13 protein-coding genes are annotated in these 17,807 nt (G+C 53.3%); 3 read left to right on the top strand and 10 right to left on the bottom strand.

Features of this window, described 5'->3' with window-relative positions; translation table 11 throughout:
• The 9 genes from CTZ24_RS07595 to CTZ24_RS07555 form a co-directional block, all read right to left on the bottom strand.
• The gene (locus CTZ24_RS07595) at positions 1–252 is read right to left on the bottom strand and encodes an acyl carrier protein (RefSeq protein WP_021186060.1); all 252 of its coding nucleotides are present in this window, start codon (positions 250–252) and stop codon (positions 1–3) included.
• Positions 253–263: 11 nt separating this feature from the next.
• Complete coding sequence (locus tag CTZ24_RS07590) at positions 264–521, bottom strand: phosphopantetheine-binding protein (RefSeq protein WP_021186061.1); 258 nt, start codon at positions 519–521, stop codon at positions 264–266.
• Between the two features lie 3 nt (positions 522–524).
• Positions 525–1,322, bottom strand: a complete 798-nt coding sequence (locus CTZ24_RS07585; RefSeq protein WP_021186062.1) for a lysophospholipid acyltransferase family protein — start codon at positions 1,320–1,322, stop codon at positions 525–527.
• Positions 1,315–2,043 carry a beta-ketoacyl synthase chain length factor gene (locus tag CTZ24_RS07580; RefSeq protein WP_208725217.1) on the bottom strand — a complete coding sequence of 243 codons (729 nt, stop codon included), beginning with the start codon at positions 2,041–2,043 and terminating at the stop codon, positions 1,315–1,317. The genes CTZ24_RS07585 and CTZ24_RS07580 overlap by 8 nt, the downstream gene beginning before the upstream one ends.
• A gap of 174 nt (positions 2,044–2,217) precedes the next feature.
• On the bottom strand, positions 2,218–2,610 hold the full coding sequence (locus CTZ24_RS07575) for a hypothetical protein (protein ID WP_152521917.1): 393 nt from the start codon (positions 2,608–2,610) through the stop codon (positions 2,218–2,220).
• Positions 2,611–2,838: 228 nt separating this feature from the next.
• Positions 2,839–4,209: an efflux transporter outer membrane subunit gene (locus CTZ24_RS07570; RefSeq protein ID WP_208725216.1), complete on the bottom strand. Its 1,371-nt coding sequence runs from the start codon at positions 4,207–4,209 to the stop codon at positions 2,839–2,841.
• A complete protein-coding gene (locus CTZ24_RS07565) occupies positions 4,206–5,294 on the bottom strand; it encodes an HlyD family secretion protein (RefSeq protein ID WP_021186066.1) in 1,089 nt (362 codons plus the stop codon). Before CTZ24_RS07565 ends, CTZ24_RS07570 begins: the two co-directional genes overlap by 4 nt.
• On the bottom strand, positions 5,291–6,976 hold the full coding sequence (locus tag CTZ24_RS07560) for an MFS transporter (RefSeq protein ID WP_208725215.1): 1,686 nt from the start codon (positions 6,974–6,976) through the stop codon (positions 5,291–5,293). The genes CTZ24_RS07565 and CTZ24_RS07560 overlap by 4 nt, the downstream gene beginning before the upstream one ends.
• A gap of 2 nt (positions 6,977–6,978) precedes the next feature.
• The gene (locus CTZ24_RS07555) at positions 6,979–7,410 is read right to left on the bottom strand and encodes a MarR family winged helix-turn-helix transcriptional regulator (protein ID WP_021186068.1); all 432 of its coding nucleotides are present in this window, start codon (positions 7,408–7,410) and stop codon (positions 6,979–6,981) included.
• A gap of 440 nt (positions 7,411–7,850) precedes the next feature.
• Between CTZ24_RS07555 and CTZ24_RS07550 the strand changes: the two genes are divergently transcribed.
• On the top strand, positions 7,851–8,099 hold the full coding sequence (locus CTZ24_RS07550) for a biofilm/acid-resistance regulator YmgB/AriR (protein ID WP_021186069.1): 249 nt from the start codon (positions 7,851–7,853) through the stop codon (positions 8,097–8,099).
• Positions 8,100–8,284: 185 nt separating this feature from the next.
• The gene (locus CTZ24_RS07545) at positions 8,285–9,763 is read left to right on the top strand and encodes a SulP family inorganic anion transporter (RefSeq protein ID WP_208725214.1); all 1,479 of its coding nucleotides are present in this window, start codon (positions 8,285–8,287) and stop codon (positions 9,761–9,763) included.
• A 56-nt stretch (positions 9,764–9,819) separates the two neighbouring features.
• Here the strand turns inward: CTZ24_RS07545 and CTZ24_RS07540 are convergent, their stop codons facing one another.
• On the bottom strand, positions 9,820–16,971 hold the full coding sequence (locus CTZ24_RS07540; protein WP_208725213.1) for an Ig-like domain-containing protein: 7,152 nt from the start codon (positions 16,969–16,971) through the stop codon (positions 9,820–9,822).
• A gap of 669 nt (positions 16,972–17,640) precedes the next feature.
• Here CTZ24_RS07540 and CTZ24_RS07535 point away from each other — a divergent pair.
• Positions 17,641–17,807, top strand: a 167-nt coding sequence (locus tag CTZ24_RS07535) for a transposase (protein ID WP_208725517.1), incomplete at its 3' end; no start/stop codon positions are given.

Raw genomic sequence — 17,807 nt, 5'->3', positions numbered from 1 at the left:
TCAGGCTTCACGCATCAATTGGTCAACGGCATCCACCACATCCTGCACGGTACGCACCGAGCGGAAAATTTCCGGTTTGATCTTGCGACCAGTACGTTTTTGCAGGTGCACCACCATATCGACGGCATCAATGCTGTCGAGTTCGAGGTCCTCATACAGACGCGCATCCGGACGAATGTCGTCAGCATCAATTTCAAACAATGAGGTCAGCAGCGCCGCAACTTCCTGGTAAATCTCGTCTTTATTCATCATATTTACCGCTCTCAGGCTTGCTGTTGTTCAATAAACGCAGCCAGCGTGGCCACGGAAAAAAAGTGCGCGCGCAACGTTTCACTTTCAGCGGAGAGCTGAACGCTAAAACGATTCTTTACCGCCAGTCCCAGCTCCAGAGCATCGATGGAGTCCAGCCCCAGTCCCTCGCCGAACAGGGGGGCATCGGTGTCAATATCATCAACGCTGATATCTTCCAGATTCAGCGTGTCGATAATCATTTGTTTTATTTCGTTGTTCAGTGATTGCATAACTTACTTTATCTCGTCAGGGACCAGTGCCTGTTGCAGGTGGCGCGTCAGGCGACGCGCTGCCAGCGGCTGTGCATCTTCATTGGCTTCGCTAAAGCTCTGGCTATCAATACGCGATTGTACGCGTACAGTAAAAAGGGGTTTAACCGGCGGAATCTGATACCAGCGACTTTGTTTATCCAGCATACGCTGGGTGCAGCTGATATGAACCACGCGCAGATCGCATCCGGCGCGGACCGCTATATTCGCCGCGCCGCGTTGCAGTTTCAGGGGTTCGCCATAACGGGTGCGGGTACCTTCAGGAAAAATTAGAATGGTATCGCCGCGCGCCAGGCGTTGCTGACTATCCGGCAACAGCGTTTCTGCTTCGCTGTTGATCAGGTAATCGGCAGCACGAATAACGCCGCGTAAAAAGAAGCTGTGCTGCAACTCGGCTTTGACCAGGCAATCCATCTCCGGTAACACCGAGGCAATCATCACGTAGTCGATGAGTGAGGGGTGATTGGCCACAATCAGGCAGCCACGATCCTGTTGCAGTAACTCCGCCCCTTCAATGCGGTAGTCGTATACCCCAACCCAACGGCAGAAGCGTAAAAAACAGCGGAAACTGCACGCGATACTGCGACGCGCAAGCTGCCGCCGTCGCGTCGCGTCGCGTTGCACCAGCAGTAGCACATTGAACCAGATCAGGGACAGCAGTAAGCCTCCCACACTGAACAAGGTAAAACTTACGGCGGTCATCACCAGCCGCCAGTAATAATTGAAGCCTGAACGTTGCAGTGACAATGTGTTATCAGCCATGTTCACGCTCCCACTGCCAGCGATGGCGTTCACCCTGAATACTAAACGCTACCTGCTGGCTTAACAGACCATGCAGGCACAGCAGGCTCTGTGGCAGAGTATCGGCCTGGTCAGTGTGTCCAGGTTGGGCCTGACAGCGCCACATGGTGCCCGTCCCCAGCAACAACGCGACCGCATAAGGTGCATTGAATGGCATCTGCGCCAGCCAGGGACGATAGTAGTCCGGGACCTGCCCGTCAAAATCCACCAACAAAACCTGCTGATAACCCGCCTGATGTAAGGCGGCCACTTCAATCAGCCCTTGCTGGAAACTGTCCATGCCTGCCGCAACGGACGCCGCAACCAATGGCTGACGCGCGGCAATGGTCAAACTGCCAACCGCCGAGTTGTGAACCGACATGGCGAAATCGGTAGGCGATAGCGCTTGCTGATGTGCCAGCGCCGTGAGGATGCGCAGATTACGCTCCAGCTCTCCATGACGGCTGGTAAAGACCACCGCATCGACCTGCTGACGGGACAACAACGCCAATCCACACTCCACCGCCGCACGGCTGCCATTGCTCAGGCGACGGGCAGTCATCATCGGCAGAAATTGTGATTTTGCGAGAGGTTGCGTGGCATCAATCAATGGGGGCTGTTGCGCCCACTGGTGCCAGTCGCTGACCAGGTCAAGCCCGGGCGCCATAGCGTGCCAGTCAATAAGCGTGTAAGCGAGTTTCATACCTGCATTCTTTCATGAGCTATAGGGACGGTGAAATTGTCACTGTGTGGCATCCCTTCCTTGCCTGACTCCCGTCATCCGACAAATCTCTGCCAACATCAGTTGGGCCAACGGCCCAGCTGATCATATGTCGGCAGTATACTGATTAACTTTATCTACGTATGGTCGAGGCGACTATTTTGCAGCCTGTGCCGCAAGGCGCAGTTGGATATCCTGGTCAAGGTTGTGAACCCAGCGGTTGTAATTACGGTGAATCTGACCACCACTGGCCAACAGGTTCTGGCTGCCTACATATTGAATGCTGTAGCTCTGAGGGGTGTAAGTCACGCGAATGTCAGCTGAGTGACCGCGCTGTGCCAGGCGGCCATTGATCACGCCAGGTCCGGCAGGTGTCATTACCCACTGGCGACTGATGCCCGCCTCAATAATGGCGCTTTTCATTTGGCTATCGCTGTAATGCTGGCTCAGCGACTGGTTGATATTATCGATTGGCTGGGTGCGTGATACGCATCCGGTTAACAGCACTGCCGCAATAACCAAAGCGCTACCCAATGTTTTCTTCATCATTTCCTTTTTTTCCCTTGTCATGGCAACCCACTAAAGCGGCCGCGCGTGTAAAAAAACCCACACTCTTCCGTAAAGACAGCGTGAAATGGCGCGGATAATACCATTTATTGTAAAGACAAGTAAAAAAAAGCATGAATGACTCAAAGACCCGAAGCAAGCCTTTAAAAGTCAGATAAATCGCTGATGGTGCAGACATACCTGCCAGAAAATGCAGTTATCGGGCAATGATTAACCTTTCCATCCTCCTCCCAATGCCCGATAGAGTTCGATTTGCGCCAATAAGAGGGTGTTTTTCACACTGACGACGCTGAGTTGGGTGTTGAACAGGGTACGCTGGGCGTCCAGTTCATCAAGGTAGGAGGCGTAACCATTTTGATAGCGGTTACGGGCGATGCGCAGCGCTTCACTGACGTAGTTTTGCTGTTTCTCCAGTTCCGTCAACTGTTCCTGATTGCGACGAATCGCATCCAGTGCGGTATCCACTTCGGCAAAGGCATTTCTCACCACTTTTTCATAGCCATACAGCGCCTGATTGCGTGTCGCCATCGCCACATCAACTTGTGCCGTCAGGGCTTCGCGGTTGAGAATCGGTGCCAGCACGCTGCCGCCAATGCTCCACAGACGGAATGGATTCGCCAGCAATTCATGCAGATGATAACTTTCCAGGCCACCGCTGGCCGTGAGATTCAGGGTGGGCAGCAATTGCGCTTGCGCCGAAGCGAGCGAGGCATCGGAAGCCAATAACTGACGCTGCGCCTGAACGATATCCGGACGGCGGTTGAGCAGTTGCGACGGTAACAGGTTCGGCAGCGTCTGCGGCATCACCTGGTTGAAATGATCGGCGCGGGCAATCTCTCGCGGGTTCATCCCTACCAGTACGCTGAGGGCATTTTCCTGCTGGGTAATTTGGTGCTGCAACTGCGGCACCTGCGCTTTGGCCGTTTGATACTCTGACGACGCCTGCATCCACTCCAGCCGTGACGAGTAGCCGGTTTCAAACTGACGCTGCGCCAGCCTGAGCGAATTGGCGCGTGAGGTCAGCGTATCCTCGGTGACGCGCAACTGTTCATCCAGGGCACACAGGCTGAGATAACCCGATGCTACCGAACTGGCAACGGTTAATTCCGCCGCTGAAGCCGCCGCGCGTTGGGCTTCCAGTGAAGCCTCAGCCGCGCTGATGCTATTGCTGCGGCTGCCCCACAAATCCACCTCGTAATTGGCCTGTAATGATGCCTGAAACACCGCATTCTCATAAGGCAAACCGGTAGCCGCAGAGATGGCGCGCTGATGCGTGGCGCCTGCCCCTGCCGTCAGACTCGGGTAGTCATCGCCCTGTGCGGCGCGCAGTTGCGCACGATATTGATCGACACGGGCACGGGCGGTGAGAATATCGCTGTTGTGCTGCAACGCCTGACTGACCAGGCGGTTGAGGTTGTCATCGCCAAAGGCACGCCACCACTGCGCTTCCGGCACAGCGCCCGGCCCCACCTGCTGACGCCAGCTTTCCGGAATCGGCAAGGAGGTCGGCGCTTTATCCACTTCGGTGGCACAACCGCTCAGCCATAAGGCGGCGAGCGTTGTCAGCAGCAACCGACTCATAGTTTGTCCTCACGCGGCTCTGCTGCCGTGTCGATATCCACCTCAACCGACATCCCGGGACGCAGTTGCTGTAAATCACCATGTACCTTGATTCGCACCGGAATGCGCTGCGCAATTTTGACGAAATTGCCGGTGGCGTTATCCGGCGAAATCGCGCTGAACTCAGAGCCTGCCGCAGGAGAGATGAACTCCACCGTGCCGTCGTAACGCTTGCCATCCAGCGCATCCACACGAATGGTCACCGGCAACCCTGGCCGGATACGTGCCAGCTGCGTCTCTTTCAGGTTGGCGATCACCCATTTATTGTCCGGCACGACTGACGTCAGGCGCGTGCCTGCCGTGACATAGGTGCCTTTGCGCACCGACAACTGGCCGAGTTGGCCGTTATCCGGGGCAATGATGCGGGTATTGGCGAGATCGATCTCCGCCAGCTCCAGCGCCGCCTGCGCATTGGCGACATCCCCCTCGAGCGAAGCGCGATTCACAATCACCGTTTGCAGATTCTGCTGCGCAACCGCCAATTGCGCCTCGGCCTGACGCACCTGCGCCTGCGCCTGGGCATCCGCTGCGCGTGCCGCATCGCGCTCCCGTACCGATAAGGAGCCGTCGGCGGTAAGATTTTCCACTCGTTTCAGGTCAAAACCACTTTTCAACGCCTGCGCTTTGGCATTGTCCAGTGACGCCTGGTTACTGACGATAGTGGCTTGCGCGCTTTTTCGCTGCTGCTGATTGTTATTCAGTGCCGCTTGTTTCATCGCCAGTTGCGCCTGTGCCTGATGCACCCGCTGACGATAGATACGATCATCAATGGTCATCAGCAACTGCCCTTTTTCCACCGGCTGCAAATCCACCACGTTGACTGACGTCAGATAACCGCTGACTTGCGGGCTGATAAACGTCACCTGCCCCCGGACGTAAGCGTTCTCCGTTGACTGGATGGTGCTGGTGAATGGCCACAACTGCCAGGCATACAGGATCACCAACACCCCGACCAGCACGATGCCGCTGCCTGCGGCAATTGAGAGGATACGTCGACGGTTGATGCGCTCACGCTCTGCGGCCTGAAGATCGTCCTGTTGACTCATGATGTCTCCGTTCGGTTAGCTGCTAATGCCTGCTGGCGCTGTTCCGCCAAATTGCGTCGTGCCTGACGCCAGTTGAGATAACGCAGGCGCGTCAGACGCCATAACACCCACATCAGGGTCATCAGCGCCAGACCCGCTGTCAGGTAATAGGTATCGTTATAAGCCAGGATATTGGCCTGCAAAGTAGAAACGGTTTGCAGCTGACTGCCGCTTTGCGCACTGAGTAGCGAGCCATCCGGGAGCTGACTGCTGAATAGCGCGCTGTACTGGCTTAAACGCTCAGTCACGTTGGGATTGAGTTGCGACAGTTGATCACCGAGCAGGCTGGAGTGATATTTTTCGCGCCACGTCTGGAAAGTGCCGAGGATCGCCGCACCAATCAGCCCCCCCAGGTTCTGGCTCATACCGAACAACACCACAAAGCTCACCAGGTTTTTCGGCTGCGTCACCACGCTGCCGATGCCAAACAGCATGGCTGGCGTCATAAAGAAAACGCTGCTGAAGCCCAATAAAAATTGGCTGAAATACATGTTATCGCCGCGTGTCAGCGGGCTGGATTGCGCGTCCATCAGTGAAGCGATGATCATCACCACCAGCGAGAAGACAATTGGCCAGCTGAGATGGCTGGGCCTGATGGTCAGCGCACTCAGCGCCATGCCAGCCATCACGCCACAGATAATTGCCAGTGCCATACCGCGCATCTGGTCATTAAGCAAACCCAGTTGCTGCAAGAAACCCACCGCACCCGTGTTTTGCTCCGCCAGTACGATGCGCATCATAATCATCACAATTCCCAGCCGGATCATCATGCCGTTACTAAGCCAGCGGGTGTTAATCAGCGGATTTTGCCGGTTATGCTCCAGCACCACGGCGGTGACAATCAACACCAACGCAATGGCCAGCGCGATGCCCAGCCACGGCGTGGTAAACCACCATTCAATGCGTCCCAGCGACAGCACCGCGCAGATCAACGCCATGCCAGGCGCCAGCAAAATAAAGGTGAGAAAATCGAGTTTTTCGAAAGCTTTAATACGATCACCCGGCGGCAGTTTCACTACCAGCACGCACCCCAGCGCGATCATTGCCAGACCCAGTTCAAACAGATACAACCCCCGCCATTCATCCAGCTGCAACAGTTCAGTGGAGAACAGCCGCGCCAGCGGAATTGCCAACTGCGAGGCAGTCAGACCGATGACCAGCGCTTTCAGGCGGTGCTTCGCGGGCCACGCCTGGATTTGGTAGTAGATACCCAATGAACTGAGCGCCGCGCCAACCATGCCATGAGCGGTACGTACAATTATCGCCGAGCTGAGATCGTTAGCCAGCAGATGGAAGAACGCCACCAGCACGTACAGCACCAGAAAGGCCTCGGTAAACAGTCGCAGACCAAACTGTTGACGAAACTTCACTAGCAACAAATTGATGGAGATATTGCCCATCACATAAACCGCCGGTAGCCAGGCGATTTCGTTGGAGTACGCACCGAAGGTGCCTTGCAGATTGGTGAGATTCGCCGTGACCAGCGCATTGCTGAGTGCGCCGGTGAGGGAGATCAGCATACCTATCAGACCGAAGGCAATGCGTTTCGCCGGTGAATGGAGAGGCGTAGAGGGTGACCCCGGTAGCATCGGCTTTTCATGCGGTAGCCATTCACGCTGGGCATAGGGGTTACGCTTTGCCATAGCTACAAGGTTCCCAGCCGCGCCAGAAGTTGTTGCAACACCTGTTCGGTTATTGCCAGCGCCTGGGGATCAATATCCGCCAGCAACTGAGCGCGCAGCGCATCTGCCTGGGCTTTCACTTCTGCATAAGCGACACCGCCCTGCTCCGTCAGCACCAGCAGGCGCTTACGCCGGTCCTCTGGCGGCTGAACTCGCGCCAGCAATTGTTGCTTCACCAACCGATCCACTAATGGCACTACACTGGCTTCTTCCAGACCAAGCAGCAGCGCCAGCGCTTTTTGTGTTGGCGGTTCACTGGCGGTCGCCACGGTGGCAATCGCCATCCAGCTACTCATGCTCATGCCACTCTCTTTCAGACGGCGATCAACAGCCAGTCGCCACGCATGAGCGGTGAGATGTAACAGACGGGAGAAGGGTTGGGGATATTGGCTCAAAGAGTAGCAACCTAATGGTTAGATATCTAACTAAATTTTCCGCTATTATACGCAGACCCAGTTGCGAATGAAAAGTGCCCTAAATTAGTGTCCATACGCGCCGATAATTGTAGTGCAAATCTGTCACCAGCAAGGAATCTGTACAGCTTCCTTGTATAAGTTCCATCACAAAAAAGTCGCTATATCTGGCTGTAAGTTAATTAATAGCACAAAATGATCAGGATTTTACTTGTACAGACTTAATCTCATTGTATAAGTTTATTCCCCATAGACCTTTTAACGGTCTCGTAACGAATGATGCATATTGCGTCGCCTCTGCAAGTGTTAGTGGATTTCCACCTGCAGAGGTGTTTTTTTGTCAGTTTGGTGAATTGGGGTCTTTCACGCCTGTCCGCGCGAAAGTTTTATCATCAGCAGGTTTACATCTTAGGGCTGTACACATGCAAAACACCGTAACCAGCAATGACCAGGATATAACCGAATTTTTAAAACCTGCGGCTTATAACGCAGAGGTCTTTGCTCAAATCATTGGCGAAATCCTGCAAACAGGTATGCCGGTGACCAATAAAGCCATTATCTCCGTACTGATCACCCGACTGGAGCAGGAAAGTGATGTGGCACAACTGAATATTTATCGTCAGTTGTTGGAGAAAGTGGTGAATAAAACACCTGACGATTTAGCCATTTAAGCTCGTAACCGCGCGATTCATCGCGCGGGTTTTGCGAGACTGCGCGACAAATCGCGCCGCTTCGCGTTGATAGTCTGGTATCCCGCCACATTGACCGGTAACATCCCTTCCCTTATCTGTTTCGCATCTGGTTACTGCCTTACCCTCGCGGTAAGCGCAACATAATAAAAGAGCCTGCAAAATTTATGAGCCAACCAACTGAAGACCTCACGGTGAGCCGCGTCTTACGCTCGCCTGTTTTACTCACCCGGGAATGTCTGGCTGGCGTGATTACCGCACTGGCCCTGATCCCTGAAGTGATCTCCTTTTCGGTGATCGCCGGAGTGGACCCCAAAGTCAGCCTTGTTGCGTCCGTGGTGCTGTGCCTGACCCTTTCCCTGCTGGGCGGCCGCCCTGCGATGGTGACAGCAGCGGCAGGATCGGTGGCGCTGGTGATTGGCCCGATGGTACATGCGCACGGCGTAGAATATATTCTGCCAGCGGTGATATTGGGTGGCGTGATCCAGATTCTGTTTGGTCTCGCCGGGATGGCACGCATGATGCGTTATATCCCGCGTTCGGTGATGATCGGTTTCGTCAACGCACTGGGGATTTTGATCTTTTTTGCCCAGGTACCGCATGTATGGGGGCAGTCCGGCCTGGTGTGGGTGTTATTTGCGGTGACGCTGGCGATTGTGCTGCTGCTGCCTAAAGTGCTGAAAAGCGTCCCTTCGCCGTTGATAGCGATTGTGGTAGTGACCGCAATTGCGCTGCTGATGGGCTATCGGGTACCAAACGTGGGTGATGAAGGCCCGATGAGCGCCGGATTACCGGGCTTTACCCATTTGCTGGTGCCACTGAATGTGCAAACGCTGCAAATTGTCTGGCCCACCGCGTTAAGTATCGCCTTTGTCGGCCTGATGGAATCGCTGCTGACGGCGAAACTGGTGGATGACATCACCGATACCCCATCCAGTAAACGCCGTGAATCATGGGGTCTTGGCATTGCTAATATTCTTGCCGGATTTTATGGTGGCATCGCCGGTTGCGCCATGATTGGTCAAACCATTGTTAACGTAGAGCTGGGTAAAGCGCGCACCCGAGTCTCGACGGTAGCCGCTGGCGTGGTGCTGTTACTGTTGGTGACCGGCCTGAGTAAGTTAATGGCGCAGATTCCAATGGTGGTGCTGGCGGGCATTATGATGGTCGTCGCGGTGAAAACCCTCAACTGGCATAGCCTGCAACCCGCCACGCTGAAACGTATGCCGTGGTCGGAAACGCTGGTGATGCTGCTGACCGTCGCCGTTACCGTGTGGACCGGCAATCTGGCGATCGGGGTGTTAATGGGTGTAATCCTCGCCATGATGCTGTTCGCGCGCCGCATTGCCCATGTGATCCAGGCCGAACGTCAACTCAGTGAGGACGGACAACAGGTTCATTATACCGTGCGCGGACCGCTATTTTTTGCCAGCAGCAATGACCTGTTTGAACATTTTGATTACGCCCACGATCCGGCATTGGTGACGATTGATTTGACCCATGCACAGATTTGGGATGCTTCCAGCGTTGCGGCGTTAGATGCGATTGAGTACCGCTATCAACGTCATGGTGCGAAGGTGACCTTTATCGGGTTGGATCATCGCAGCAGCGATTTTCATCGGCGTCTGACAGGTACGCTGGGATAAGAAGCAAAAAAGCCAGGCGTGTCACCACGCCTGGCCGTTTTTCCTTTCTTTAATGATTACAGGATGTTGACGTGAATCCTGTCTTCAATCAGTACTTCCGCCATACCGCTGCTCTGGTACTCCGTATAAACCTTACCATCGACGGTCACGGTGCCGTTGCTGTGCCAGTTCTCAATGCCACCGGTCAACTGCACCAGACCATTCTCACCGCTGACAATCAGCGCATCACCATCAGCGCCTTCCCAGCTATCCAGCGTCTGGTTATTCACCTTCAGCGTGTTGTTGCCGTCAGTCATATCGATGCTGTGCGTATCCTTCAGGGACTCCGTCAGGGCCGCCAGATCAACGTTCTGGTGTTCACCATCCAGCAACAGCGGGATACCGCCATCGTCATGGTTTTGCTCATCAGCCGGCAAGCTGTAGCTGCGAGAACTCGGAGCGGCATCCTCAGCCGGGGCTGAATGGGTGTTGTAAACCACGTACACCTGGCCGTTGTACTGCGGGTTAGTCGCTTCACCTTCAGTGTTGGTGGCGCCCGTTCCCAACTCCGAAGGAGCACCTACCAACATATCCGGTGCACCATCGTTGTTCATATCAACGACTTCAACCGACCAACCAAACCTCTGATTATCAACACTTCCGTAGTGGACCTCGCCCCAACCGTTATTCAGGATGACCTGTATATCAATCTCACCCGTCGCATCCGTACCCAACGAAGCCAGGTATTGCAGATAGTCCGCTTGATGACCGCCGTAGACGATATAGACGGCACCCACACATTTACCATCCTTCATTGCCAACGGATCGCTGATGATAAGATCCTGAGTACCATCGCGATTCATGTCATAACCGCCAATGACATTCAGACCAAAGCCTTCTCCTTTATCACCTCGGCCAGCCTGGACTTTACTGACAATGGCATAACCTACATCGGTGTTAAACTTCGGATTATCAGCATTGACACCGACCGTCATGTCATCAGTGATTTTGTCACTATGGAGTATCCATACCTTACCGTTAGACCCACCCTGGGAATCACCAGCAGAAGCAATGGCAATATCCGTGTGCTCACCACTACCGAAATGACCGAGCATGGCAATGTTATGACTAATCGGCTTGTACTCATTGCTACCAAAGTCTCCGAGCACATCATTCGCGATGAGGTTCAAATACCCCGCACCAATGTTATCAATAACAATTAAATCTTCGTCGGCCACATCACCGATGCTGAAGTCATTCGGCAAACCGGTATCTGGAATCTTATAGAAATACCAGGAACCCCGGTAAGATGCACCGGTATGAGCAGATGCCGCATCCATAAAGGCAACATAGTTAGAACCATTGCCAAAAACATCCCCCATGTACACGATATCCGTACCAAAGTTATAGCTTTGGGTTGAACCGACTGTGCCATTCGTATTTTCATGGCCGATTTTACCAATCACCATACCAGCTGGAAGCGTCTCTTGCGGAACCCAGGCAGCATTGTCCGTCGTGTCATTCGGATCTCGGATCAGGTGCATGTTTGTCCAGTTGCCATCCGGGTTGGTGCCATTCGGATTAAAGGTGACAGTAGTGATGTTACCTGTCTGCTCACGGGCCCCATGAATGTCACCGATCAGGAACGTTAGCGTTCCGTCCTCATTCTCCATGGAATTGACATTGAAACCGAACCAGCTGTCAAGGCCATTGGCAAGGGTCATCATGAACCCATACTGACTCTTTCCATTCTCTGCGTTAGAAATCAGACTGAGATCGAAATTATTATCAGTAAGTAACGATTCCTTCACAAAGTAGACAGTGTCCTTTTCGTGCATGTAAATCGCCACCCAGCCGCCGTCCAGCGCTTTCATGCCATAACCCTGATAGCTGTTCACATCAGGTTGGCCATCCCCCTTAGCATCACCATTATTCGAAATAATCGTTCCCATGCCTGGGTTCGCGGCGAATAACTTCTCGATACTGGTGCTGCCATCTAACAGGGAAGAAAATTCTTTTTTGACGGCGTAAATGATCCCCTGGTTGGTTGGCTGACCGGCTGCGTTTGTGCCGCCATTTGGTGCACTGATGTAAATATATTCACCGCTAACCACCATGGCATAGCCGAACATATCCCCTTCACCGCCCCCTGCGTCGGAGTAGAGCACCGCAGGAATCGTCCAGCCTCCGTCCTCAGTACCATTAAGATAGCCCGGTTGTGATTCGTTGTTAGCGGCATCAACCACCACTGCCGAGATATTATGCGCGCCAGATCCGAGTGCTTCGTCGTCAGGTACGGTATATTCCCAGCTACCATTCGCATTAACCGGAATATCTGTGGCAATCACAAGGCCATTGCGATCGTAAATGGTGATGGTCATATTGGCGAAATCGGTATCTTCTGTACCCAACTCAACCTGACCTTTAAAGGTTGGTGTCGATTCAGCCGCTTCCGCATCAGTCTCAATCGTGGTTTTATTGGTGTTAAGGGTATCCACCGTAAAGTCAGGCACCGGCGTCGAAGTTGACGCGTTACCCGCTTGATCCACGACCTGAACCGTCATTTCGTTGTACAAACCATCGGTTAACACCGTCGGCAGTTGGATACGCCAGCTACCATCCGCCTCAGTGACGACAGAAGCAATCGCATTACCATATTTGTCGTAAATGTAGACCGTGCAACCTGCTTCTGCCTTGCCGCTCAACGTTGGCGTGTTGTCGTTAGTCAGACCACCCGCTCCGACATCCGTATCGGTTTGGTCATTGGTCACTTTGACATCAGTGGCCGGTTCTGGATTGGTGTTATCCTGGTCATAGTTCACCGGATCGGTGGTGGTCCCCTCATTGCCTGCCGCATCAGTGATGGTGGCCGTGATGGAGTGATCAGTTTCAGCCAGTTCCTTCCCTGCCGGTACCGTGAACTCCCAGCTACCGTCGTCGTTCGCCACAACTGAACCCAGTACGGTTTCACCGTCTTTTATGATGACAATGGCGCCCTTCTCAGGAGGCGTGAGCTGACCTTTGAAGGTCGGCGTGTTGTCTTTAGTCGGGTGCTCGGCGTCAATTACATTGCCATCATCGTCTTCGATGATCAGCGTGGTGGTGCTGGTTGGTGCTACGGTGTCCTGAGTGTATTCCAGCGCAGTGGACGGTTGCCCTTCGTTGCCCGCCTTGTCGGTGACAGTGGCGGTAATGGAGTGACCATCGTCTTGCAGCTCCTCACCTTCCGGCACCGTGAACTCCCAGTTACCGTCTGCATTTATCGTTGCCGTTCCCAGTACTTTGTCACCGTCTTTGATCACCACGTAATCGTCTGCCTGGGCACCCGTCACCTGACCTTTGAAAGTCGGTGTGCTGTCTTTGGTCGGGTTCTCAGCGTTGATCACCTTACCATCGTTGTCTTCGGCCGCAATGGTGGTGGTAGCGGTTGGCGGGACGGTGTCCTGAGTGTAATCCAGCGCAGCGGACGGTTGCCCTTCGTTACCCGCTTTGTCGGTGACAGTAGCGGTAATGGAGTGACCATCGTCTTGCAGCTCCTCACCTTCCGGCACCGTGAACTCCCAGTTACCGTCTGCATTTATCGTTGCCGTTCCCAGTACTTTGTCACCGTCTTTGATCACCACGTAATCGTCTGCCTGGGCACCCGTCACCTGACCTTTGAAAGTCGGTGTGCTGTCTTTGGTCGGGTTCTCAGCGTTGATCACCTTACCATCGTTGTCTTCGGCCGCAATGGTGGTGGTAGCGGTTGGCGGGACGGTGTCCTGAGTGTAATCCAGCGCAGCGGACGGTTGTCCTTCGTTCCCATCCTTATCGGTGACAGTGGCGGTAATGGAGTGAGCATCGTCTTGCAGTGCCTCACCTTCCGGCACCGTGAACTCCCAGCTACCGTCTTCATTTATGGTCGCCGTTCCCAGTACCGTTTCACCGTCCTTGATCACCACGTAATCGTCTGCCTGGGCACCCGTCACCTGACCTTTGAAAGTCGGTGTACTGTCTTTAGTCGGGTTCTCGGTGTTAATCACCTTGCCATCGTCGTCTTCAGCAGTAATGGTGGTGGTACCGGTCGGCTCTTCAGTGCCACCGCCCGGCGTACCGTCACCGATATTCATCGGCAAATCTGTCGATGTGCTGCTGTTACCCGCCGGGTCTTTCACGGTGATCACCAGACCGTTGTTACCATCGGGCAACGGCTGGTTCGGAGTCAGCTCCCACGAGCCGTCAGTATTCACGACCGTCGAGCCAATTTCATTACCTTCACTATCAGTGATGATGATGGTACTGCCCGGTTCCGCCTTGCCGCCAATGACCGGTTGGCTGTTGGCACTGTCGTTGCTGGTGCCGTTTGCCGGGTTGCCGTCGATAGTGAGATCGGTCGGCGGGTTGGGTGCCTCCGTATCAATGTTCACATAAACCGGCTCGCTGGCACCGCTATTACCGGCCTCATCCTGCAGCTCAATGGTCAGGTTATTCTCACCCTCACCCAGCGGTTCCGTCGGGGTCCAGGTCCAGCTACCATCTTCGCCGACCGCCACTTCACCCAGCACATCCTCACCCTGTTTGATCACCACTTTGTCGCCCGGCTGTGCGCCATCGACTTTACCGCTGAACACCGGGGTTGGGTCGTTGGTCAGGCCGTCATCGCCGATCGCCACAGGATTTTCCGGATCGTTGTCGTTGGTCATCACGATATCGGTCAGCGTACCGGTCGGACCTTCGGTATCACCGCCCGGCGTACCGTCACCGATATTCATCGGCAGATCTGTCGCTGTGCTACTGTTACCCGCCGGGTCTTTCACGGTGATCACCAGACCGTTGTTACCATCGGGCAGCGGCTGGTTCGGAGTCAGCTCCCACGAGCCGTCAGTATTCACGACCGTCGAGCCAATTTCATTACCTTCACTATCAGTGATGATGATGGTACTGCCCGGTTCCGCCTTGCCGCCAATGACCGGTTGGCTGTTGGCACTGTCGTTGCTGGTGCCGTTTGCCGGGTTACCGTCGATAGTGAGATCGGTCGGCGGGTTGGGTGCCTCCGTATCAATGTTCACATAAACCGGCTCGCTGGCACCGCTATTGCCGGCCTCATCCTGCAGCTCAATGGTCAGGTTATTATCACCCTCACCCAGCGGTTTCGTCGGGGTCCAGGTCCAGCTACCATCTTCGCCGACCGCCACTTCACCCAGCACCTCCTCACCCTGTTTGATCACCACTTTGTCGCCCGGCTGTGCGCCATCGACTTTACCGCTGAACACCGGGGTTGGGTCGTTGGTCAGGCCGTCATCGCCGATCGCCACAGGATTTTCCGGATCGTTGTCGTTGGTCATCACGATATCGGTCAGCGTACCGGTCGGACCTTCAGTATCACCGCCAGACGAACCGCCACCACCAACGTTCATCGGCAAATCTGTCGATGGGCTGCTGTTACCTGCGGGATCTTTCTCGGTAACGACCAGGCCGTTGTTGCCATCGCCCAACGGCTGGTCCGGGGTGAGTTCCCAGTCACCATTTTCGTCAACAACAGCAGAACCAATCAGATTACCTTCTTTATCGGTAATGATAATGGTGTTGCCCGGCTCACCGCTTCCGCCAATGGTGGGCGTATTGCCTTCGGTGATGTTTTCACCGTCATTAGGTTTACCATCGATAGTGATATTACCTGGCGCTTCCGGCGGAGTGGTATCGATGTTCAGTCCAACATCCTGAGCGTCTCCGGTATTGCCTGCAGCATCCTGCAATTCAGCGGTGATCTGGTGTTGGCCTTCGCCCAACGGTTTCTGCGGGGTAAATGACCAGTTCCCCTCTGCATCAATTTCTGCATAACCCAGCAGCGTACCGCCATCTTTAATAGCTACGCGATCGCCTTTTTCAGCCCCATCGACCTTGCCAGTAATCAGCGGCGTAGTGTCGTTGGTGGAACCATTGGTGATGGCTGTTGGGTTAGCCGGATCGTTATCATTAATAAACTGGATATCGCTCAGCGTCCCGGTTGGTGGGATGGTGTCGACGTTGATTGGCAACTCAGAAGAACTGTTGTTACCAGCGGGGTCGGTCACATCGATGGTAAGATCTTGATTACCATCACCAATTGGTTGATTAGGAGTAATTTCCCAGTGGCCGTCTTCATCTGCCACAGCAGAACCGATAACATTTCCTTCGCCATCAGTGATGGTAATATTGCTGCCCGGTTCGGCGTCACCACCAATGGTTGGCGTGTTGTTTCCGGTGATGTTCTCGCTATCTGCGGGTTTACCATCTACGGTGATATTGCCTGGCGCTTCCGGCGCGGTGGTATCAATGATCAAATCAACCTGCTGAGAGTGGCCTGCATTTCCGTCTGCGTCCTGCAATTCAGCAGTAATCTGGTGTGAACCTTCGCCCAAGTTGGTAATCGGGGTAAATGACCAGTCGCCGTTTTTATCCACTATCGCATAACCCAAGACCGTATCACCGTCCTTTATCGCGACGCGATCGCCCTCTTTTGCACCCGCAACCTTACCGGTAATGGTTGGTGTGCTGTCGTTGGTCATACCATTCGTGATGATTGTCGGATTATTGGGGTCATTGTCATTAATGAACTGAATGTTGCTCAGCGTACCGGTCGGCCCTGTGGTGCCGCCACCGTTGCCACCATTACCGTTGCCACCATTACCGTTGTTACCGCTATTGCTGTTGCCATCGTCTTTGCCACCGCCGGTAGCGGCGATCACACCACCGGCAATTGCTGCCGCTGCCAGACCCGCTGCCGCTGCCGCCCAGCCAGGAGAAAGGCCGAACAGACCTGCCGCACCTTTGTCGTCATCTTCCTGCTTCTCTTCAGCTGCCTCGGCAGTGACCTCCATTGCTGGAGTTGCTTCCTGCACACTGCTTTCGCCGTCGGTCAATGCAGCAACCATTGAGGTGGCACCGATGGAAGACCAGGTGTAGCGATTACCTTGCTCGTCAATACCGTAGATGTCCGGTGGGGTTTCCTGGGCGTAATAACCTTCAATAATCACCGCGGCGCGTGCGCCATCTGCGCTAAAAATTTCCAGGTTGTCGCCGTGACGAATAAATTTGAGACTTTGAATTGAGGCGATATCTTCGCCTGCCTGAATTTCAATCTGACCTTGTGGTGGAGACTGAATTGTTAATTGGGTTAAGGGTTCAACCTTAATAACAACGTTATTTTCCTTAATAACGCCGCTCGCTGCTTTGTTCAGCGTTCCGCCTGTTGACGTTGAGGATGTCATAGTCATTTCCTGGTGTCTTAATTCAATAATTCAATTCATCGCGTAGTGTCACACGTTGAGAAGAAACTCTTTCCATGCATTACCTCCTCCTGGAAGTAAGCACAACCAATAATAAAGGCGCACTTATCATAAAGGTATATTTATAAGCAGCTTTATATCTGAAATTATTGTGAGTAAAGTATTTTATTAAAGGTAAATATTTGCACCGAAAATAAACATAACATTATGTTATTTATAGTTATTAATAATGACAAATCAACTCCATTCAGATGTCATAAATTAATCACAGGCATCAGATTTCTTTCCTAACTATCATGCCAGGTCGTTCTTAAAGGACGATGTGATTGATATGTTCTTTGTCAAAAAATGAAATTAACATTGAATTATAACAATAAAAAATTAAGAGAATTCTTATTCCGCAAAAGAGAATTCGCGTAATAGGAATAATATATTAGTGATAGGGTTTTTATATTCGCGCCTGACACCAGACCGATTAATACCCCTGACATGCTGACTAATAAAACCAGGAAATGAATTATTACTATCCAGGATTGGAACTTACCCATTATGAAAGAAAATAGATTAGCCCCTTAGATCACCAGACACTTCGCCTCTCTTAAAATAAGAGGTAGTCTTGGAACTATGTTTAACACCAGTCAGAATAATAAGATGGTTGAAGTGTTATCAGGACCTGAGCGACGTCGGCGTCGTACTCCGCAGGAAAAAATTGCCATTATTCAGCAGACTATGGAACCGGGCATGACCGTGTCTCACGTCGCACGACTGCACGGTATCAATGCTAATCAGATCTTCAAGTGGCGCAGGCAATATGAAGA

Origin of the sequence: Pantoea phytobeneficialis, from assembly GCF_009728735.1 — a bacterium.
GTDB lineage: Bacteria > Pseudomonadota > Gammaproteobacteria > Enterobacterales > Enterobacteriaceae > Pantoea > Pantoea phytobeneficialis.
The sequence above is the reverse complement of the archived record's forward strand: the minus strand, read 5'-3'. Positions and strand labels throughout refer to the sequence as shown.